This window comes from Halomonas sp. SH5A2 (genome assembly GCF_014263395.1).
Lineage (GTDB): Bacteria > Pseudomonadota > Gammaproteobacteria > Pseudomonadales > Halomonadaceae > Vreelandella.
Genome location: NZ_CP058321.1, coordinates 3515089 through 3537699, shown reverse-complemented (window position 1 = coordinate 3537699; position 22611 = coordinate 3515089). Strand labels below are relative to the sequence as shown.

The 22611-nt window shown below is 56.5% G+C and carries 8 protein-coding genes; 2 read left to right on the top strand and 6 right to left on the bottom strand.

The features are described from left to right. Nucleotides 1-13: 13 nt before the first annotated feature. From HXW73_RS16265 to HXW73_RS16240, 6 genes are all read right to left on the bottom strand, one after another. Entirely contained in the window at nucleotides 14-490 is a 477-nt protein-coding gene (locus HXW73_RS16265) for a LabA-like NYN domain-containing protein (protein WP_186254072.1), read from the bottom strand. 30 nt (nucleotides 491-520) lie between these two features. Then, the gene (locus HXW73_RS16260; protein WP_186254071.1) at nucleotides 521-1240 is read right to left on the bottom strand and encodes an LrgB family protein; all 720 of its coding nucleotides are present in this window, start codon (nucleotides 1238-1240) and stop codon (nucleotides 521-523) included. Nucleotides 1241-1243: 3 nt separating this feature from the next. Next, nucleotides 1244-1597, bottom strand: a complete 354-nt coding sequence (locus HXW73_RS16255; protein ID WP_186254070.1) for a CidA/LrgA family protein — start codon at nucleotides 1595-1597, stop codon at nucleotides 1244-1246. Between the two features lie 200 nt (nucleotides 1598-1797). Next, a complete protein-coding gene (locus tag HXW73_RS16250) occupies nucleotides 1798-3105 on the bottom strand; it encodes an ATP-grasp domain-containing protein (RefSeq protein WP_186254069.1) in 1308 nt (435 codons plus the stop codon). 277 nt (nucleotides 3106-3382) lie between these two features. Next, on the bottom strand, nucleotides 3383-4681 hold the full coding sequence (locus HXW73_RS16245; protein ID WP_186254068.1) for an HlyD family type I secretion periplasmic adaptor subunit: 1299 nt from the start codon (nucleotides 4679-4681) through the stop codon (nucleotides 3383-3385). After that, nucleotides 4678-6444, bottom strand: a complete 1767-nt coding sequence (locus HXW73_RS16240; RefSeq protein WP_186254067.1) for a type I secretion system permease/ATPase — start codon at nucleotides 6442-6444, stop codon at nucleotides 4678-4680. The genes HXW73_RS16245 and HXW73_RS16240 overlap by 4 nt, the downstream gene beginning before the upstream one ends. A gap of 638 nt (nucleotides 6445-7082) precedes the next feature. Here HXW73_RS16240 and HXW73_RS16235 point away from each other — a divergent pair. Together HXW73_RS16235 and HXW73_RS16230 are read left to right on the top strand one after the other, a co-directional pair. Continuing rightward, nucleotides 7083-21836, top strand: a complete 14754-nt coding sequence (locus HXW73_RS16235) for a carbohydrate-binding protein (protein ID WP_186254066.1) — start codon at nucleotides 7083-7085, stop codon at nucleotides 21834-21836. A gap of 247 nt (nucleotides 21837-22083) precedes the next feature. Continuing rightward, entirely contained in the window at nucleotides 22084-22572 is a 489-nt protein-coding gene (locus HXW73_RS16230) for a pyridoxamine 5'-phosphate oxidase family protein (protein ID WP_186254065.1), read from the top strand. Nucleotides 22573-22611: the final 39 nt, after the last annotated feature.

Sequence of the window (22611 nt, the reverse complement as noted above, 5' to 3'; positions counted from 1 at the left end):
GTTTTTATTAAAGCTAATTTAGCAGCAATGCTTTATCGATAGGTATAAAATCACTTGCCTCGTTCATCAGAGAGGCTGCTGTAAACTGAGGGACGCCATAAACTTCAACTTTCTTACCATATTTAGTGCGGATTTTGTTGACGAGTAGGTCAAAGTCTCCATCGCCTGTTACTAGCACGATAATATCCGCCTGTTCCGCGTATTCCACGGCATCGAGGGCAATGCCAACATCCCAATCACCTTTGGCGGAACCGTCCGAGCGTTGAATAAAGGGTTTTAGCTTCACCTCAAAGCCAATGGCTCTTAGTATCGTTTGAAACTCGCGTTGCTTTTTATCACCTTTATCGATTGCATAACAAACGGCTTTCACAACGTCTCTTCCTTTCGTTGCTTGAGCCCAAAACTTATTGTAATCAAAGTTTCTGCCATAGGCTGATCGGACCGTGTAATAGATGTTTTGAATATCAACAAATATGGCGACTTTTTTCATAAACTATAATCTTTGTTCCGTGAGTCGTATTCAGTTCAAGCCGAGCAGTTGGCTGACCAGTGGAATCAACACGGAGCTAAATACCCCGGTCATCCCCATCGCCAGGCCAGCAAAGGCGCCCGCAAGGGTGTTGCGTTGCATGGCATAGGCTGTTCCGAACCCGTGTGCGGTCAGGCCCAGTGCGAAGCCACTTGACGTATGTGAACGCACCCTGAGTACGCGAAATACCAGTGGGGCTAGCAGGCAGCCCATTATGCCGGTGGTCAACGATAAACCGGCGGATAGTGATGGGAACCCGCCTATCTGTTCCGAGATGCCAATGGCGATGGGGGAAGTGACCGATTTAGGGGCCATTGATAGCAACAGCGCATCGCTGGCACCAAAAAGCTGACCAATCAACACGGTGGTTACGACGGCCGTCAGGCTGCCGCTTAGGCAAACTACCAGCAGTGGCAGCAGCATTTGGCGAATGCGTGCACGGTGATCATAAAGGGGTACAGCCAGAGCGACGGTGGCGGGCCCCAGCAGGAAGTGAATAAACTGCGCCCCTTCAAAGTAGGTGTCGTAGTTGGTGCCGCTGAGGGTTAGCAGCAAGATGATCATCAACATGGCGACTAAAACCGGGTGTAACAGCGCAGTGCCACCTGCCTTACGATTAAGCGCGCTGGCTAACAGATAAGCCCCCAGCGTAATCACAATCCAAAAAAGAGGCCGAGCGTTGAAGTAAACCCAAAAAGTGGTGAGCTCCATCACTCATTCCTTATGCTTGTATTGACGTATTTCCCACGCCTGCAGCATCCAACCGGTTAGCGACAAGGTAATGAGGGTGCTCAGTAGCAGCGATGCCAGAATCGTGAGCCACTGCTGGGCGAGTGTCTCTGCAAATAGCATCAAGCCGACGCCCGCTGGGATAAACAGCAGCGATAAATGCCGTACCAACCCTTCGGCGGGTAAACGTAGACTATCGGGCACGCGGCCAAAGAGCATTAGCCCAATCAGCAGAAGTATCATTCCCGCTACCGGGCCTGGAATTGGCCAGCCGAACCATACCATTAGCCACTCGCCCATTAATTGGCAAATCAGCAGTATCAAAAACCCCTTAACCATATTGATGACCTCGCCAGTTGTTTCGGAAAGGGTTAAGTGTCGTATATCCCTGTGGCGAGCTCGCCACTTCATGGATATTTTTGATACATGCTATGGGATTACAGGCAAAAAACTAGGGCGCGCCTACCAGCATTCAGGAATTAGAGTATTCCAGAAGCTGATAGACGCGCCCGTCGTGATACGTTTTGCGTTACAAAACGTTAGACGTAGAAGTCCAGATCTTCCTGCGCTTTCAGCAGATCGCGCATCTTGATGGGGTCGTCACCAAAGAAGAAGAGCAGGCCCCAGTGCGTCCCGAAGGCCGACCGGTCAGGCACGGTCTCTTCCGTCGGCTCGACCAGTTCGTGGGAATCGAAATAGGGATGCTCAATCGTTTCTTTGGGCATCTCCAGCTTGCTGACCACGCGGCGACGTGGATACACGCCGAAGCAGCCTGCGTAGCCCTTCGCGTCGACCACTTCTTTGGGGAAGAAAGCAGCCACTTCTTCCTTGGTGCTTTTGGGGTCGAACACCAGCATTGATGCCTGGTAGGCGCTAAATCCGTAGGCTTTTTCGATTAGCTCAAATGCCTTGAAACCGGGTGGGCGGTAGGCAACCTCGCCAAAGTACATCTCGCCATCTGCGGTGACGAAGTACTCGGGGTGAATCAGGCCAAATTGAATGTCGAACGTTTTAATCAGCAATTCGATCTGCTTGGTGATCGCGTTGCGCCAGCTTTCGAGTTCTTCCGTGGCGGGCACGAAGACCGAATAACCCAACGTCACGTATTCCGAGATGTTGAGGAACTGGATCTTGCCGTCGTGTATCCAGGCTTCAACCGCAAACTCCCAGCCGCTCAGATGGCTTTCCATCAGCAGGGGGTATTCTTCGTCTGGAATGTGCTCGATTTCTTCCACCGTGCGGATCATGCGGTGGCCGAGACAACCGGCTTTATCGAATGCTTTTACGTGAATCGGGTCGTCCGGGTCACCATCGAGCTTGAGCAGCGTCTGGTTGACGCGCTTCATGAAACGAACGATGTCTTCTTTCTCGTGAGCTTCTTCGAAAATACCCACACGAATACCGCCAAGCTGCGCACGGCGTTTCATCAGGGCCTTGTCACGGAACAGGATTGACTGCCCGTACATGCGTGGGCTGTCGAGGAGGACAGAGTTGATGGCACCGGACCACTCGACGGTTTCTTCGAACAGTGGAATGGCAACGTCGACACCTTCTTCCTTCAGCTTCTCGGCGATCTCCATGGACCGATCATTTAGCCGGATAAAATCCCAAGGAATGAAGGGTATATTATTGGCTGTACAGAAATCCTCGGCCCATTCCGGGGCAACCACGACATAACGGCGGTCAAACTTTTGTGCCGCCTTGATCGCGTTGACACTCCAACCAAGCAGGGCAATGTAGCCCTTGTTGGGGTCTTTGGGGGTTTCGGTACCTTTCACCGAATCCATTTCCGGATCGCGCCAGGCGGTTACTGATTCAGGTAATTGCTTTTCTGATGTTATCGACATTCGACGTTCTCCTTTGCGGGTTAACCGAGACAGACTGCGACAACATTAGGATGCACAATATGAAGCGAGACGCAGTCAGTGTTGTTCAGAGATGATCGACCATGTCAGCAGTAGGGACTTTTCAACACATCTACTTTAACCTTAACCTAGTCGATTCCCATGTGGATGGCAATTTGATTGTAGAATATCTGGAAAAAGGCTGTAGAAGTTTACTTCGACAATAACAAGCTCAACCAGGCGGCAGGGCGTTTTCGCCATGCCGCGGCTATTTGATGCGTCAATCTTCTCGAATGGCGCGGGCCAGCATGTCGGTAATGGGTTTAGCCAGGTAGCTGGAAAAGCTTCTTTCGCCCGTACGCAGCATTACTTCGGCAGGCATGCCGGCTAGTAGTTTCATGGTGTCGGTCATATTTTCTTCGCCTTCAGTGGTGACGCGAAGTCGCACCTTGTAATAACGCGCTCTTGTTGCCTCGTCCTCGAAACTATTGGCACTCACGTGGACAACCTCGCCGTCGATGACGTTTGACAGACGCTGGTTGAAAGCGCTGAAACGTATCTCGGCAGGCTGACCTAGGTAGAGGTGATCGATATCATGGTCCGGGACTTTGGCTTCGACAATAAAGCCGACATTGGTTGGCACAATATCAAGCAGCGGGTCGCCGGAGCGTATGACGCCTCCAAGAGTGTGAACCTTGAGCCCGACTATTGTTCCCGAGACGGGTGCCAGCACCTGGGTACGGTTGACCTTATCCACAAGGGCCGTTAGGCGTTCTTCGGCATCGGCTACTTCGGCTTGGGTCTGGCGCAGTGTTTCGCCTACTTGCTGCTGAAATTCCTGCATGCGGACCTGCTTTTGCAAGGCGTTTTCGCTGATTTGAGAATGCAGGCGAGCGACCTCAGAGGCGTGCTGGGCGTTGACGCTTTGGTACTCCAGGCTCTCGCGCTCCAATTCGCGCATTCGCTGGCTACTGATCATACCTTTTTGAAACAGTTTGCGATGATTGGCGGCGTCACCTTCGAGCGAGTTGATGCGCCGTTGGTTGATGCTCTGAGTGTTGATCAAGCCCTCAATCTGTTCGTTCATCTGCACGATCTGCTCGTCCAGGGAGGCTAAGGTGCCGGTGAGAGACTCCTGGCGTGACTCAAATAATCGGCGTTGCACATCCAGTACCTCTTTCACGCGTGGCTGTTCGGAGGAGGTGAGCTCTTCGGGAAAGCTGAGTACTTCCGCGCCACTGAGCTCCGCCAAAAGCCGCAGCTCGGTAGCGCGGCTAATCAGGTAGTCAGAGCGGGTGACCTCGAGTTGGGAGCGCGCCTGAGTATCATCGAGCACCATCAGTACATCGCCGGCTTCTACCTGGTCGCCGTCCTCAACGAGTATGCGCTCGACGATGCCGCCTTCCAGGTGCTGCACGGTTTTGGTAAAGCTTTCTACCGAGACAGAGCCCGGCGCGACCACCGATACGGCCAGGTTGGCGAACACCGACCAACTGCCGAAGCCTCCAATGGCCACGATCAATATGGCGATACCAATGCGGCGATAGCGCTTATCTTCGAGAGGTAGCTCATTGTTCATGACTGGGTGTCCTCGCCGCCATTGCGGCCTCGTGCGCTGGGTCTTAAGGAGGCCACGCGCTGTGGTACGGGGCGGCTACCGTCAGCCGTCATGCGTGTAACGGGCGCCATTCTGGTGGGAGGCTTGAGCGAGGAAATCTGGCCTTCCTTGAGCACCAAGACCTTGTCCACATTATGTAATAGACGCGACCGGTGGGTGATGATGATGGCGGTGGTACCTTCCTGGCGTAGCCGGATCAAGCAGTTAGAAAGCGATTGTTCGCCTGCTTCATCAAGATTGGCGTCGGGCTCGTCCAGCACGATCAGCACAGGCTGGCCATATAACGCTCGTGCCAAGCCAATGCGTTGGCGCTGGCCCGCGGAGAGTGCATTGCCCCCGTGGGAAAGCCAGGTGTCATAGCCTTCTGGCTGCTCGAGGATCATTTCGTGCACCCCCGCTCTCTGGGCGGCGAGCACAACCGCCTGCGGGTCTACTTCGTCGAAGCGGGCAATGTTTTCTGAGATGGTGCCATCGAACAGCTCAATATCTTGGGGCAGGTAGCCAATATGGGGTCCCAAGGCCGGGCGATTCCACTGGGTAATATCGGCACCATCGAGCCGCACACAACCAAACTGGCTTGGCCAGATACCGAGGATAACGCGTGCCAGCGTCGACTTACCTGACGCACTGGGCCCCACGATGGCGAGATGTTCTCCTTTGGCCAGCGCCAGATTAATGTCGCGTAGCGTAGGTAGCTTCTGTCCGGGCGGCGCGGCGGTAACGCCCTCCAGTATCAGGCGTCCCTTGGGTTTGGGAAGCGGCATGCGCGGCTCTTCGGCCGGAATGGTATTAAGCAACTCTTCAAGGCGTCCCTTGGCAGTGCGAGCCCCAGAAAATCCCTTCCAGCCATTGATCATCTGATCAATGGGCGCCAATGCACGGCCCATCAGAATGGAGCCGGCAATCATCATGCCGGGCGTCAGGTCCCCTGCCAGCACCAGGTATGCCCCCAGGCCCAGGATCAATGACTGAAACATCAGCCTTAGGACCTTGGAGGTATTGGTGATCAAGCCGGCTCGGTCACTGGCTTTGGATTGTAGGACCAGGTATTCGTGATGCCGTGCGCTCCAGCGGCCCATGATGCCGGGCAGCATACCCATGGCGTGGAGCACCTCGGCATTCCTGAGGTTGCTGTTGGCTAAATCCTGAGAGAGTACGTGCTGGCTGTTGGCATCGTTCAATAGCGACTTGGTGATGACTTCATTGATGATGGCCAATGTCGCCAGGATGATCCCTGCTCCCAGGGCGAAGAGCCCGAACCACGGGTGAAACATGGCTAGCACGGCGATATAAATGGGCACCCAAGGTGCATCGAAGAACGCGAAGAGGCCGTTACCGGATAGAAACTGTCTCAGCGTCGTAAGGTCATTCAGCGGCTGAGCTGAGGGCTTGCCGGGCATCATCAGCGTCCGTTTAAACATCGCGGTATAGAGACGCTGGCTAATCATTACATCGAGTTTGTTGCCGATCCGCACGAGTATCCGAGAACGCATCAACTCCAACCCGCCCATCACTATAAACAGGAAGACCACCACCAGGGTCAGCATCAGCAGCGTTTCCTGGCTGCGGGATGTGATGACCCGGTCGTAGACCTGCAGCATGTAGAGCGGGGGGACCAGCATTAGCAAGTTGATAAAAAAGCTGAACGTTCCAACGTAGATAAAGCTTTGTCTGCAGGTACCAAGCACTTTTTTCAGATCTGACCCTACGTGTGAATCCGACATAGCCGAGCTCCAGGGGATTGTTGTGATCGTTCATGTGGCCAGCCATGTTGGCATCTATTAAGGAAGTCCCTGCCAGTCGATGATGTCTCTCGTCATGGGGCCTTGCTCAATTGTTGCTGCCAACCTGCCGAGAAATGTCGCTTTTTTATTTGTAATCAAATGGTCAGTGACTGTTAATCAGCGTATCAGTTCTCCTTTAAATTCATGGACTATTTTTTTAGTTTTATTTGCCTTGATTGTTAATCCTGGTTTTTTTGTTCATCAATATTTTCTGTTAGGTGATTAAGTGATTTTACTAAGCATATTCACTTATTTTGTTTGTCATTTTTAGTTCGCGAAACGTTACACTTTTTTGTATTAGTTTAAGTAACGCATTGATTTAAAATATTTATATTAAAAGCTTTTGATGTATTTTTGTAACATTTTGATACAAAGTAGCGCCGATGACATCACCTTGCCACCTGAAAAAGCCAGGTTAGACTCATCGATAGTCGGCCTAACCTTGCGCATTGGTCACGCTATAGGCGTGCTTAGAGCGGAAAGAGATAGTCAGGAAATAGGTCCGGGAGTACTCGCAAGTGCCCGTCTTGGTGTGCTTGAAAAGTCTAATTAAAACCGTGGGGTGGATCATGTATTCAATGTCTTTCTTTTCTAACCAGGCCAAGTCTCTTCTAGGTTCCGTTCGTGAAGGTGGGCGCTGGGGTAGAGATACCTTCAGTGACAACCAGTTACATGTGATGCCATCCCCCTCTCCCTGGGAATCGTCTATCAAGTCAATGCGCTTGGCTTGGGAAGACGCTCGCAATGAGACATCAGTCTTTGAAAGCTTCGAGCGCCCCTTCATCTTCGAAAAACTACCAATGCCTGCACTGGGAAGGCTAAAGATGCGACTGGAAGCTATGGATGAACGCGGCCGGTTGATACCTGACTCGGATATGGCTGTTGAGCTCGATGTGGTTTCCGGGAATGAGACCGACACAGCGGACGCTGAGCCAGTGGACCCTCCCACCTCCGAACCTGGCATTGCCGCACTTACGTCGCTAGAGGCAGATGAAACGGGCCTTCCGCAAGCTGACGATAGCCCGCTTATGGCCCTGGCCGTGACCCCCGCCACCTTTGCAACGCTGCGGATACAGGCCGAAGATGCCGATGATACCGATGGTGCTTCAGCCGTCACTTCGGGAACTGGCATCAACGTCGTCGATGACCCCGTCAGCCAGCCAAATGCTGTCAACGCCGATGGTCAGGCCTACGTGGATTATGGCGACGGTGTTAACGGGGGTGAGACGCTGACGTTCACCTTCAGCGTGGTCGAAGCGGGAGAATACGACCTGGCGCTGGGCTATGCGCTTAGCCAGAACGACGACGGCTCTGACCGAAACCGTCCGCTGCGGCTGGACGTCAACGACGAACTGGTAGATCGCATGTTCGACCTGCCCAGCACCACACTGACAGGCGATTCCACCGACTTTAGCGATTTCGGCGAGCGCACGATTCGCGTACAGCTTGAAGCGGGTGAGAACACCGTCACCTTCACGTCCAACGGCGCCAGCGGCCCCAACATCGACTATCTGGAAGTACGCGCGCCCGACCCTGATGTTTACGTGATTCAGGGTGAAGACATGACGGTTTCGCCATCTTCCGATGTCGATCAGGGCACCACCAACCGGGTGGTCACCGTCGGTAATATCGCCGATTTAACCGACGGCACTGAGATCTTCCGGGTGGGCGCCGAGGGCGCAAGCTATCTCGACTGGGCATTCGGCAATGCCGATGCCTATGGCGAGTTCACTTTGGACGTCGTCAACTCCGGTACCTACAACGTCACCGTGACCTATGCGACAAGTGGCGGTCGTCCGCTGAATCTGTCCTTGGTCGATGGCGAGGTGCTTACCCCGCTTGGAGAATTCGCCTTTGAGGCGACAAGTGCGCCCGTTTACTACCCGGACGACGTCAGCGATGTGCCAACGGAGAATTTGCCTGGAGGCGATCCCGCCCCAAGCCAATGGGAAGGCTGGTCCACCGAGACAATGGAAGTTTCCTTGGCCGCAGGCACTAACACCCTGCGCCTGGGCGGTGCCGGTAACGGCCCCAATATCGACAAGATTGAGGTGTCGCTGCTCGCGGCAGACCCAGTGGATCCGGCTGATCCGGTGATCGAACCTATTGTCGTTCAGGCTGAAGCCGCCGAGCCGGGCGCTGGCAACGATGCCGGGACACTGGTGCGCGATGCCCAAAATCCTGAGACAGGAGGCTTCCAGGGCTTGCGCCCTGACTATTCCGGTACCGGTTATGTCGATTACGGTGCCGTGCCGGGGGATAGCCTGACCTTTACCGTGAACGTGACAGAAGCGGGCAGCTACGACTTGAATTTCCGCTATGCCAGTAACGGCTCTCGACCGCTGGATCTGGCAGTCAACGGAACCGCGGTAAGCACCCCGACATTCGCCACTACCGATCCTGATGGCAGCGACCCCGAGGAAGGCTTCGATCACTGGGGCTATCAAACCCTTACGACGGCCCTGGAAGCGGGCGATAATATCATCACCCTGAGCATCCCTTCGGGTGCCAATAGCGGTCCAAACCTTGATCGCCTGGAAGTGACCACTGCGGGCAGCGGCCCGGTAGGCGATGTACAGGCTGATGCGGATGGCACGCCACTGGCTTTCAGCGCAGACAATCTCGTGATTAATGGCGCAACCGCTGGCGAGGCAGGCTTCAGCGTGACCGGGCTTGATGATGACATCGAATCTGTCGGGGTGAGCTTCGATGGCGGTGTTACCGTCGAAGACGTCACGCCGAACCCGGATGGCAGCTTCACGCTGGATCTGTCCGGTCAGGCTGATGGCGACCTCACGGCGACCCTGATCGCCATGGACGCCTTCGGCAACCGTGTCGAGCAGACGCTGGACCTTACCCTTGATACTACGGCCGATGAAAGCAGTGATTTGGCGCTTGACGGCCCGGATGCCGACATTGAGGCGGGCGACAGCGACTCAGTGGTGTTTGGTGTTGCGGGCATCGACGCCGACTCGACCCTTGAGGTCAGCTTCGACGGCGGCGTAACGCGTCAGTCTGCCACCAGCGAAGGCGATACCCTGTCCGTCGATCTCTCGGGGCAGAGCCCAGGCGAGGTGACGGTGACGCTTATCGTGACTGATGCAGCCGGTAACGAAGCCAGCGTAGCAGACACAGTGACGCTGGCTGGGGCGACCGATCCGGCGCCGGTGGCGCTCGATGTGACCTTCAATGACGCGACCATCAGCGCCTACAACGACACGCAGGACAACCCGGCAAGCGGTACCGGCGCTGCGGTGGAGGATGAAGGCACCACGCTTACTCTGAATGATAACGTCTGGAAACGGGCAGAGCTGCCGAGCAGCTACACCATTACCGGCGATACACTGCTGACGCTGGACTTGGCTATTTCAAGTTCGCCGGTGCCAGAAATTGTCGCGATTGGTTTCGATGCTGACGCTAATCCGTTTAACGGCGGCAACAGCGTCTACCAACTGGGCGGTACTCAGACTCAGGGTGGGTTTGTGGACCTGCGCGGGCAGGGGGTCGATAACGGTGACGGCACATTCCGTTTCACCATTGACCTGTCGGCTCATGCGGGCACTACCATTGATTCGCTGGTATTCGTTAACGACGATGATTTGGGTGCCAAGGGCAGCGCGAGCTTTAGCGCCGTCAGCCTGTCGGAAGCCGATGTCGACGACACGAATAGCGCTCCACGAGTAGTTGGCGGCGGTATCGCCGATCTCAGCCTTGATGAAGGCTCGAATATCGAAGTCGATCTGCCCTTTATCGATGATGATGGCGATACGCTCAGCTTCAGCTTTGAAATAACCGACGGCTCAGGCCAGCCGGTGACGGCCGCTGGCCTGAGCGTGGCCGATCAGGTGCTCACCGGTAGCCTTGAAGGCCTAGCGCCGGGCAACTATACCGTGTCGGTGACAGCCGATGACGGTACCGCCACTACCTCGACCAACTTCGCGCTGACCGTCGAGAACGTGAATGACGCCCCTGTGGCGGAGCCAGTGGCACTTGAACCGTACTTTGGCGAAGTGGGCGAGAATTTTATCCAGATCCCGCTGGCGGATTTTGCGTCCCTGTTCTCCGACCCTGACGGCGATAGTCTGACGCTTTCCGCCGAGGACTTGCCTGCCGGTCTTGAAGTGGTGGATGGCGTTATTCAAGGCATTCCAAGCCAGGGGGGCAATTTCGACGTCGTGATTCGTGCTACCGATCCGGCGGGGCTGTCGGGCACCCAGACGCTGAGCTTCATCATCGAAGGTACTCAGGTGGGGGATGCCATCACTATCGAGGCGGAAAACTTCACCGATCTCGATGCGTCCAATCTGATCGTGACCGGCAGTGCGTTTGCGTCCAACGAACAGCTGATCCGACTCACCAGTAATACCCCCGCCAATATTGCGACGGACCTGTCAGCCGGAGGCGTAGAGCCAGGTTGGTACACCGCTCGGCTCTATGTGTTCGATGAGAACGATGGCGAGGGCGCATTAACCCTGACCGTCGGCGATACCGTCCTCCAAGCGCGCAACGCCGCAAGCGATACGCTGAGTTCCGATGTCGTGCTTAACGATGACTTCGGCACCATTGTGGGCGACGGCCCTCGTGGTAACGCGGGTCAGAGCGGTAACCGCAAGGAAATTGTCTTCGAAACGCCTTTCGAGGTCACCGCCGGTGACCTGGCAAGCCTTGAGCTTCGCGGTGCCGGTGGCGAACTGATGCGCGTCGACTCGCTGGTGTTCGAGCGTATCGAGGAGCCGGTCAACGCGGCGCCGACGATTGAGGGGCTGGCGGCCGATGTCAGTGTTGACGAGAACACGTCAGCCGTGGCCAGCCTGGTGGTTGACGATGCCGATGGCGACAGTCTGACCGTGACGCTGTCCGGCGCTGATGCGGCACTGTTCACCTATGACGAAGTAAGTGGAGAACTTGCGTTCGTTAACCCGCCAGACGCAGAGCTTGCCGCCGACAGCGATGAAGACGGTGTCTATGAGCTGACCGTGACCGTCTCCGACGGTGAAGACAGCGTCTCGCAGGACACCTTGATTACAGTGTCGGATCTTAACGAAAGCATCTTGATTGATCAGGTCGCCTACTCGGTTGATGAAAACCTGACCGAGATCGGTGCGATTCCCGTCGTTGACGAGGATGGTGTTACCACTGGGCTCAATGCCCCCGTGTTCGCGATCACCGGAGGCATTGATGCGCCGCTGTTTACCATCGACGAAACGACCGGCGTGCTGAGCTTCACCAGCGCCCGCGACTTCGAGCTGCCGGTGGATGACGATGAAGATGGCGTTTACGAAGTAGAGGTGACCGTCACTGATGGCGACCTTACCGACGTCCAGACCCTTGAGGTCACCGTCGATGACGTCGATGAAGCCCCGTTCTCGCCAATTAGCCTGCAGGTGCAGGATGGAACGGTGACTAGCCTCGATACCGACGCCAATGACAATGACACCACCGTTCGCAATGCGGACAACCCCGAAGATAATCCGAATTTAGAGAACGGCCTGCGCCCGGGCTTTACCGGCACTGGCTATCTGGACTTCGGCGATACCGCCGGCGACAACGTCACCTGGCAGGTCGATGTGGCCCAAGCGGGTGAGTACGACATCAGCGTGCGCTATGCGACCAACTCTGATCGTCCGCTAGATCTGGTCATCAATGGCGGTACGCCGGTCGTGCTCGATATGCTGGCCACCGACCCAGACGGCACCGGGCCCGAAGAGGGCTTCGACAACTGGCTGTTCGAGACGGTTACCGTGAGCCTTGAAGCGGGTGCCAACAGCATTGAACTGGCGATACCGGCAGGTGCGACCACCGGTCCCAATATCGATCGCATCGAAATCACTGAAGGGGGCACCGGCCCCATTCCCGTCGATGACAGCGCAGATGAAGATGGCAACCTGACCCTGACCGCTGCTGCCGATACCCTGGAACCCGGTCAGCTTGATGCGGCGCTGTTTAATGTGGCCGGTGCCGATGACGACATCGTTACCTACGAAATCAGCCTCGATGGTGGCGTCACTCGTACAGCCGTGACGCCAGCGGCGAACGGCGATATTACGGTGGATCTCAGCGGCGAGAGTGGTGATGTTACCGTGACGCTCATCGTCACCGACGCTGTGGGCAATGAGGCCCAGGCGAACGAAAGTGTGATCATTGGCGATGGCAATGTAGTGGTTGAGCCCTTTACTGTTCAAGGTGAAGACGCCATCGTTACCGACGTCGGCGGCACTGCCCAAGGGGCCGTGACGCGCGTGGTAGATGAAGACAATCCCGATGATTTTAGTAACTTCCGTGAGGGAGCCGTCGGTGACGCCTACTTGGACTTCGGCACCGATGCCGGCGATCAAATTACCTTCAACCTCGATGCGCCAGTGGCGGGTACTTATACGGCCACTATCCGTTACGCCAACGGTGGCGCAGCGCCTCGTCCATTGGATCTGGCGGTTAATGGCGCTGAGCAGCCTCAGGTTCCCTTTGCCAATGCGCCGAACGATGGCGTTAACGACCCCTGGAATGAGTGGCTGGAGCAGGAAGTAGAGGTAACGCTTAACGAAGGCGCCAATACCTTCTCGCTGACCATCCCTACCGCGGCCAACGGCGGAGTGGGCAACGGCCCCAACGTCGACCAGATCACTTTCAACTACCAACAGGACGATGGCAGCGAACCGCCGGCCGAGCCCTTCTTGTTCGAAATTCAGGGAGAAGCCCTGTCGATCGACGATGATGAGCCTACCCCGGATACAGTGGTGCGTGACGCCGATAATCCTGAAACCAACGAAGCGGCTGGTGGGCTATGGGATGGCTATACCGGTACTGGCTACCTCGACATGGGTGGCGAAGTCGGTGACGCGGCCTTCTTCGAAGTGAACGTTGAGGAATCCGGTACCTATACCCTGAGCGTGCGCTACACCAATGGCGGTGGAGACGGTGCTGACCGGCCCATGAATATTCTGGTGGGCGGCGAGTCGCAGGGTGAGATGGCCTTCCCCATTACGGGTGAAGGCAACGCCGGCTGGTTGAACTGGCAGGAAGCCACTATCGAAGTTGAGCTTGAGGCGGGCAGCAACACCATCCGCCTGGAGAATCTGTCCGCCAACGGCCCTAATATTGATAGCCTTAGCGTCACGCGGGATGGTGTTGAACCGCCGGACGTGGTTGAGCCCATCGACCGCTTCTCTGTGAAGATCAACTTCCAGCCCGAGGGGGTGGCAGTACCCGAAGGCTATATTGCCGATAACGGCAAAGCCTTCGGCACTCAGTCGGTGACTATCGACGGTCAGTCCTACCAGTATGGCTGGGTGACAGAGGAATCGATCTACGACAACGAACCCGGCACGACGCCGCTGGATATCAGCGAGCTAACCAGCGTGGCGGTCAACGACCGTACCGATGATATCGCTGGCCTCGACACGCGTCAGGGCACCTACGCTCACTTCGACCAGCCCGGAAGCGACTATGTGCGCGCCGGCTGGGAGATGGAAGTGGAAGACGGCTACTACGAGGTGACCATTTCAATTGGTGACACCTCCGGGCCTTATGATAGCCGTAACGTATTGAATGCCGAAGGCGAACTTTTCAACGACCCCTTCACCCCCTTCCGCCCGGACGACTTCCCGGCAGACGCCAACCCAGGCGACGACACCGAAGGTGCGCGTTCCGACCTCGTGACCCGCATCGTGCAGGTTACCGACGGTCGACTGACGCTGGACTCTTTGGGGCTGGATAACGAGAACACCGAGATCCAGTATATCGAAATCCAGTCGCTGCCGGACCTGACGCCAGATGACGCTCGCGAAGCACCGGAAGACTATGCCTTCTTCACCGACGCGCGTGCCATTGCCGGTGTGGGGGAGAATGAAGTGGAGGTCGGTCTCGACCCAGAGGACGGCGCTATTCCTACTGGAGTCGACCCAACCTCGGATATTTTTGTGGGTATTTCGGTGGTCGATGGCCGCGGCGGCGCTTTACTTGAAAGCCTCAATGATGGTTCGGTGAAGTTGTTCGAAACGGTTACCGGCGAGGAAATCTCTTTCAACGTCAACACGACCGGTGGCTTCGATTCATTGACCATCTCGCCAAGCCAAACGCTGAAACCTTTCACCAGCTATACCCTGGTGATTGATGGCTTCCGGGATCGTGGCCCCAACGATGATGCTGATGCCCCGACCCGGGAGTTCCAGAAGTACACCAACACCTTCGTGACCGGTGAAGAGACGGAGGTGGTCGCCCGCGATGTGGCCTTCAACGATGTGGTTGAACTCAACGGTGCTGCGGATAATGCTTTTGGCTTCACGTCGCTGGAGATTACCTCCGACGGCTCGACCATGTATGTGGCGACCATCGGCGGGCAGATCCTGCGCTTCGATATCGATCCAAGCGACGGGTCCCTGATTAACCGCCAGGAGCTGAGCCTGCCGAACGATTACTTTGACCAGCCCGGGGAGAGTCAGCAACGTGGCATCATCGGCCTGGTGGTGGATCCCACCGACCCGAACGTGCTGTGGATCACCGACAACTACCCGATCCCGCTGAATGGGCGCGATAACGGCGTGCCGGAATTCAGCGGCCAGATCACCAAAATCACCCTTGATGGTGGCAGCGATTTCTCCGGTACTGCTGAGCCTTATATCACTGGCCTGCCGCGTTCCAACGGCGACCACGTGACCAACAGCCTCGAGTTCCGCGCAAACCCGGATTACGACGCGGCCAACAATCCCGATGTGCCGACGCATCTGTTGTATCTCATCCAGGGTTCCAACTCAGCGATGGGTGAGCCGGATAGCGCCTGGGGTAATCGCCCTGAGCGACTGCTCAACGCGGCGGTGATGGAGATCGACCCGACCCGTGACGCGCCTCCCGGGGGCTTTGATGTCTCTACCGAGCCTGTGCCCGACAACGGCCAAAACACCCGCTTCGATGACCCTGACGGCCATCCCAAGGATGATCCTATCTCCATGGGCAACGGCGAGTTCCTGGTGTTCGATGAGCGTGGCGTGGCCACGGTACAAAACGCCGACGGCAACGTGCTGCAAAGTTATTACGACCCCTATGCCGAAGACGCGGTGCTGACCATATTCGCCACCGGGGCGCGTAACGCCTACGACCTGGTGTGGCATTCCAACGGCTTCCTGTACGTGCCAACCAATGGCTCGGCGGCGGGCGGCAATGTACCGGACGATCCCTCAACACCGGAGAACGAGCGCTACACCAACGTTGAGAAGCAGGACGACTACTTGTTCAAGGTTGTCGAGGGTGGCTATTACGGACATCCCAACCCGTTGCGTGATGAGTACATCATGAACGGTGGTAACCCGACCGGTGGCAGCGACCCTAACCAGGTGGACCGCTATCCGACAGGGACCAATCCCGAGGGTAACTACGATATTTCCGGCGTCTATTCGCTGGGTGAGAACCGTTCACCCAACGGGGCCGTGGAGTACACCAGCAATGTGTTCGGCGGCAACCTGCAGGGCAACGTGCTGTTCACCGAGTATTCAGGCGGTGACGATGTGCGTAGCATTACTCTCGATGCCAACGGCAACGTGATCGGCGACGATGTGCTGCGCGACCCTAACGGAAACGTTATCACCTACGTTGACCCGCTGGATATTATCGAGAACCCTGCCACCGGACAGCTATATGTACTGACGCTTAATCGCGGCAATGGGCAGAGTCAGATCATCCGCCTCGATCCGGCTCCGGGTGGAGTGGTGGATCCCGTGGATCCCAATCCGGAACCCGGTGACGATTTGGTATCGCTGCTGGTTATCCAAGCGGAAGACAACACCCCGAACGATGGCACTTCAGTGACGATTGCTGACGCTGAGATTCAGATTCGTGACATCGACAACCCCGAAACCAACCAGGATTTGCCTAACGGCCTGCGCCCCGGCGCCTTTGGTCTAGACGGCAATACCGATGGCAGTGACGGGGTGCCCGGCGGCTATGCGGACTATGGCGACACCAATGCCGACTTCATGACCTTCGGCTTCAATTTAGCCGCTGGAGATGCGGGTGATTCGGTATTGCGCGTCCGCTACGCTAACGGCAGCGAGGTTAATCGACCTCTAGAAGTATTCGTCAACAACCAGAGCGTTGGCGTCTATAACTTCGGCCCCGCGCCGGCTGGTATCGTCGATACAGACCAGCGCTGGTCTGAATGGATGATACAGGATATCGAGGCGTCGTTAGTTGTCGGGGAAAACACCGTGCGCTTGCAGGCCACAAACAATACCGGCCCCAATATCGATCAGTTGGAGGTTCTACAAGCGCCCGAGGACACCACGCCAGGCTTCACGGACTATGAGGCCGAGAATGCCTCGCTTGACGGCCCGGTTTTGGTGCCAGAAAGCGTCGATGACCGTAACGCCTCCGGCGATGGTTTCGTCGACTTCGATGGAACAGGTGACCAGACCATTACCTGGACCGTCGATGTCAATGAAACCGGCAATTACGAGGTTGGCTTCCGCTATGCCCTGGCGGCCAGCAAGGCCGACCGCCCGATGGCGCTCAGTGTTAACGGCGTCAATCTGGGCCAGGTCAACTTTGTAGGTCAGAGCAATGAGGCCGAAAACAACTGGTTCTTCCAGGAGTTGTTGGTCAATCTGCAAGCGGGTAGCAACACCATCAGCGTGACGGCGCCGGGGGCCAATGGACCCAATGTCGACCTGCTAAGGGTGCCTGACGTACCGACAGATAACTTCATGCCGGTGTATGCCGATGTCTCCGAGGGCGCGCGCATTGAGCTTGAAAGCGGCGATAGCGCGAGAACGATTAACGACCTGACCGCCGACTTCTACTTTACAGTGGATGCAGACGGTGCCTACAAGCTCGACTTGGCGGCGAATGCTGGGGCTAACAACGGTGGTGAGCTGACGCTGACCCTTAACGGTCGACCGTTGGACGAGTTCGCTTATCCGGGAAGTGGTGATGCTGGCGAGCAGTCGACCTACGTCGAGCTGGAAGCGGGTATCGAGTATAACCTGCGAGTCGTCTCCAGCGCTGATGGTGCCGATGAGCTGGATTACCTCGATGTAACACCGCTTACCGGGGACGCAGGTGCCGATATCGCTGTGCAGAGTGGTGATGCTGCTTACTACTCCGACCGGCTGCACTTTAGCTACCTGGAAAACAACAGCGCCTCCAATGACGATCGTGACTTCAAGGAGAGTGCCACCGTCACGATCTCCAACACCGGCACCACTGAGCTTGCGATTCTCGACGCAGATATCGATGGCCCGTTCGTGCTGGAAGACCCGAGCGCCTTTGAAGGCTTGACGCTCGCCGCCGGTGAGTCGCTGGATGTGACGGTGCTGTTCGACCGTGACAGCTACACGGCACCCAACAACGACGCTGGCGACGGTGTCTTTGAAGGCCGCATCCGCTTGCTTACCAATGATGCTGACTCACCGATTGCCGAAATTCACATGGCGGGCTTCTGGCAAGCGCGTGATGAGGGTGGCTGGGAGCCCAACGTCAATGAAGTATGGGAGGTATTTGGCTTTGGAAACCGTATCGATGGCCTGACCACTGTGGGTGGCGGTGAGAACTCGGTCCTGAATGACTTCGATCTCTACCGTCCCGTTAACGACGACGAAGTGCTGTCGCGTTACTGGACGTTGGCTGACGGAGCAGGGGAGGCGAAGATCACTCAGTTGGCAGCCTACCATGGTGACGGAGGAGCAACGCTGGGCATCCATAACCCCGGTAATAAAAATCAGGACATCATCTTCAGCAACCATGCGGGGGATAATAACCAGAGCCTTCTGCCGGTGAAGGGAAATGGTGATTTTGCCACCGCGAGCTTCTCGCTTGCCGATATTCCCGGTGGCTGGACTGGCCAGGGGGTGTTTGGCATCGAGGTGGCGAACCTGTCCACCGACCCGTCGTTGAACCCCCAGGGTGGTGGTACGCCGCCGGCCGATGCTCAGGGTATCGAGCGCGGCTATACGGTGCGCATGTTCCGGGCACTCGATGCCGATGGCAACGTGATTCCCAATACCTATCTGGGCATCATGGACTACACCGGCATCAACTATGACTACAACGACAATATGTTCGTCATCGAGGGCGTGACGCCGGTGGCCGGTGGTGAGCTCACGGTGATCAACAACGACGGCGTGCCGTCCAATGATCGCCTGGTGATGTCGCGCATCGAGAATCCGGCCAACGTCGCGCAAGAAGTGCACGACGAAGTCACCATCACGCTGCGCAACGACGGCTTCGAGACCCTTGATATCAATAGTGTCGAAGTCAGTGATACGGCGCTGTTCGAACTCACCGAGGCCTTCTCGGCGGTAAACTTGGAGCCGGGCGAGTCCATCGACGTCACCGTGCGCTTCATCGCCGACGACCCGAATGATGCCAGCCTGTACGAGGCCAGTCTGGTCATCAACTCAAGCGATGCCGACGAGGGCGAGAAGGTCATCCAGCTCGCCGGTTTGGCGCAGAACCAGTCTGAGAGCGGTCAGGAGCCCCTCGTTCAGGAGATTATCAACGCTTTCGGCTACACCACTAATGTGGCCGAGGGGCAGATGAACAAGGGGGGACTGGTGGAAGCCAACGGCGATGAGATTCTGTCACCGTACTTCCAGCGTGCCGACGGTAGCTCGCCGATCAAAATCACCCAATTGGCGGCTTACCATACTCAGGGTGACGTGGCTCGACTGTTTATTCACGATGTGGATAGCCGCAATCTCGACGAGATTCTGGCCCACGACGAGGCCGACGGTCAGACGCTCCTGCCGCGTACGCTCAACAACGGCAACCTCTTGACCACGACGACGCTCGACCGTGACGAGCCCTTTGGTTTCTTCGCCGAGATATCCGGTCGTCAGGGCTATATTTCCTGGTCTGATCCGGATGCCAACCTCTATGAAGACACCGTCGATGAGATCGGAAACCCAGGCACCAACCTCAACTGGGACGAGAACGACGGCCACCTGATTCGCGTCTATGTGGCCAAGGACGCTAACGGCAACGTGATCCCGGACACCTATATCGTGATTCAGGACTATGCCGGGGTGAACTACGACTACAACGACAACATCTTCCTGGTGAAGAACGTCGCGACTTACGACCCCTCTGGGGCAGAAGACGCTGACGGCAATGGCCGAGTGGATCTGTACGACGACGATGACAACGATGGCGTACCGAACTTCATCGATAATCCCGCACCAGATCCAGAGCCTGTTGGCCAAACGGCCTTCAACGACAACGAAACCCCTTGGGCAGTGGGCAGCGATGGCCTGGCGTTGGAAGGCAAACTGTACGACAACGGTGGACAGGGTGTGGCGTATAACGACACTACTCCAGGCCACTTTGGGGCCGCCTTCCGCTCTGATGAGGCAGTGGATATCTCGAACGGTACCGAGGCGCTGGGCTATATCGCTGACGGCGAGTGGGTTGAGTACACCCTGAACGTAGAGACGGCAGGGGTCTATACCCTGAGCTTCTCAACCTCGGCGGTCAGCGATGGTAAGACCATCACGGCAGCGTTCGAGCAGGATGGCAATTTCTACACCCCGACTCAGGTGCAGAACCTGCCCAACACTGGCAGCTTTACAAGCTTCCAGACCGTGGGCCCGTTGACCTTCGACCTGGAGGAAGGCGAGCAGGTGCTGCGTCTGACCTTCAACGGTGGCCAACTGGATCTGGCGTCGTTCAACCTGGACTTTGTCGCCCCTGTGGATGACGGACAGAGTGCCTATAACGACACCGAAACACCCTGGGAAGTTGGCGCTGAGGGGCTAAACCTTGAAGCGCGCTTCTATGACAATGGCGGTCAGGACGTTGCCTACAACGACTCGGATTCTAGCCATCAGGGCGATGCTTTCCGGTCCGACGAGGGAGTGGATATCTCCACGCCATCACAGGCAATTGGCTTCATTGAGGACGGCGAGTGGGTGGAATACACCATCAACGTAGCGGAAGACGGCGTTTATGATCTCGACTTCCTGACCTCGATGGATTCTTCTACCCCAGGCGCCCGGTCAATTACCGCGAGCTTCGCCAAGGGCGATGCGCCCTACGTATCGGCTTCGCCGGTGGGGGTATCACCAACGGGAAGCTGGACTAACTTTACCCAGACCGATACCACCCAGGTATCGCTTGAAGCAGGGGAGCAGGTTCTAAGGCTCACCTTTAACGGCGGCCCCATGGATTTGGCATCGTTCAACCTGGTGCCTGTTGAGCCACCGCTTGTAGAGGACGGGCAGCAGGCCTTTACTGATAACGGTGACCCTTGGCAAGTGGGCAGTGGTTTTACACTGGAAGCGGTCAACTACGACGAAGGCGGTCAGGACGTAGCCTACAACGATACAGATGCCGGCCAGATCGGTACCGCCGTGCGTCCCGGGGATGGTGTGGATATCGTCGGCGACGGCGATGCCATCGGCTGGGTAGACGAGGGTGAGTGGGTGGAATACACCCTTAATATCCAGCAGTCGGGGGTCTATGATCTGTCGTTCCTGTCAGCTCTCGGTGATGGCAGCGGTCCTCAGCGTGGCATAACAGCGACCTTTACGAAAGGCGATGGCACGCCCTACGTATCGGCCGACTCGGTGGTACCACCCACCGGTGGCTGGGGTGACTTCCAGCCTACTGAGGCTACCCAGGTCGCGTTGGAGGCAGGCGAGCAAGTGCTGCGGCTCACCTTCAGTGGCGGCTCCCAGGATCTGGCGTCGTTCACCCTGGAGCGAGATGGACAGCAAGCGTTCAACGCTGGAGGAACCCCGTGGCTGGTGGACGCCGAGGATGGCCTGGCACTTGATGCGGCACAGTTCGACGAAGGTGAGCAGGGTGAGGCGTATAACGAACTGTCCCCGGCGCAATTTGGAACGAACTTCCGCGATGAGCCGGTGGATATCGTCGGTCAGGGAGAGGCGATTGGCTGGGTTGAAAACGGCGAATGGGTAGAATACACCATCAACGTCGAACAGGCCGGTAGTCACACCCTATCGTTCGTTACCTCCAACCCCAACAACGGGCGCAGTATTACAGCGTCGGTGGAACAAGGTGGGGTGACCTATGATCAGGCAAGTAGCTCGGTGCCGAACTCTGGCGCCTGGGGGACCTATGTGGATGGGCCCTCGGTGACCCTTGATCTGGAGGAGGGTGTCCAGGTATTGCGGCTCACCTTTAACGGTGGCTCTCAGGACCTTGCCTCGTTCCAGCTCAGTCGTGACGCTGACATCAATGCAGCCAGCGTTTCGAACATGGATATGATGATGGCCATGTCCACCGAAGCGAACGATATCTCTTCCCCTGAAGAAGAGCTGGTGACATTGAGTGATGATGTCAGCATCGGTGGGGTGCAGGAAAATGACCAAAGCGCCTTTATGTAAGATGCAATGACCATGTCACATTAGCGAGCCAGCCTGGCTATGTGGTTGAAATAAAAAGTGTTAATAAAGCCTGCGAGAAATCGCAGGCTTTTTTTTGGTACGGCGCAATCTGGTAATGCACGACGCTTTACCGTCGTCAGCTGCTAGCGCACTGCCGACATGGAGTTTGATGATAATGATATTGGCAGCTAACCTTGTATAGGTTGCGTTAAATTCATCAGGTGTTATTCAACAGGAGGTTGACGCTATGTCCAGCCCTGAGCATAAGCAGAAAATATGGAAGATGATCAAAGATATTAAAGTCGGCATGCTAGTGACACTGGATGACGATGTCCCGCGAGCCCGGCCAATGCATCTGGTTCAGGATGCCTATGACGGTACGTTGTGGTTCTTTACCCGGCGCAGCGCTGAAAAGGTAACGGAAACCGAGCGCGATCACGACGTATGCCTGAGCTTTTCCGATCAGGAAGAGGGCGTCTACGTGTCGCTATCGGGCAAGGCCAACCTAACCGATGATCGCGATCTGATTGAAAGATACTGGAACCCCTTCATCGCGGCCTGGTTCCCGGAAGGCAAGGACGATCCTGACGTGGCACTGCTGGAGGTCAAGGTGCAAATGGGTGAGCACTGGAAAGCCAAGGAGAGCAAGGCGTTCCAGTTATATGAGGTAGCCAAAGCCAACGTGAAAAAAGACACGACACCGAATCTTGGCGAAAACCAAAAGTTTGGTGGCTAGTGCAACCGGGCGGCAAGTAAGCCGCCCGCTTAGTCTTAG

What these genes read in the sequence shown, in the direction of transcription:
- HXW73_RS16260 (WP_186254071.1), bottom strand. Translation starts at nt 1,240, where the DNA reads ATGGAGCTCACCACTTTTTGGGTTTACTTCAACGCTCGGCCTCTTTTT.
- HXW73_RS16265 (WP_186254072.1), bottom strand. Translation starts at nt 490, where the DNA reads ATGAAAAAAGTCGCCATATTTGTTGATATTCAAAACATCTATTACACG.
- HXW73_RS16235 (WP_186254066.1), top strand. Translation starts at nt 7,083, where the DNA reads ATGTCTTTCTTTTCTAACCAGGCCAAGTCTCTTCTAGGTTCCGTTCGT.
- HXW73_RS16250 (WP_186254069.1), bottom strand. Translation starts at nt 3,105, where the DNA reads ATGTCGATAACATCAGAAAAGCAATTACCTGAATCAGTAACCGCCTGG.
- HXW73_RS16240 (WP_186254067.1), bottom strand. Translation starts at nt 6,444, where the DNA reads ATGTCGGATTCACACGTAGGGTCAGATCTGAAAAAAGTGCTTGGTACC.
- HXW73_RS16255 (WP_186254070.1), bottom strand. Translation starts at nt 1,597, where the DNA reads ATGGTTAAGGGGTTTTTGATACTGCTGATTTGCCAATTAATGGGCGAG.
- HXW73_RS16230 (WP_186254065.1), top strand. Translation starts at nt 22,084, where the DNA reads ATGTCCAGCCCTGAGCATAAGCAGAAAATATGGAAGATGATCAAAGAT.
- HXW73_RS16245 (WP_186254068.1), bottom strand. Translation starts at nt 4,681, where the DNA reads ATGAACAATGAGCTACCTCTCGAAGATAAGCGCTATCGCCGCATTGGT.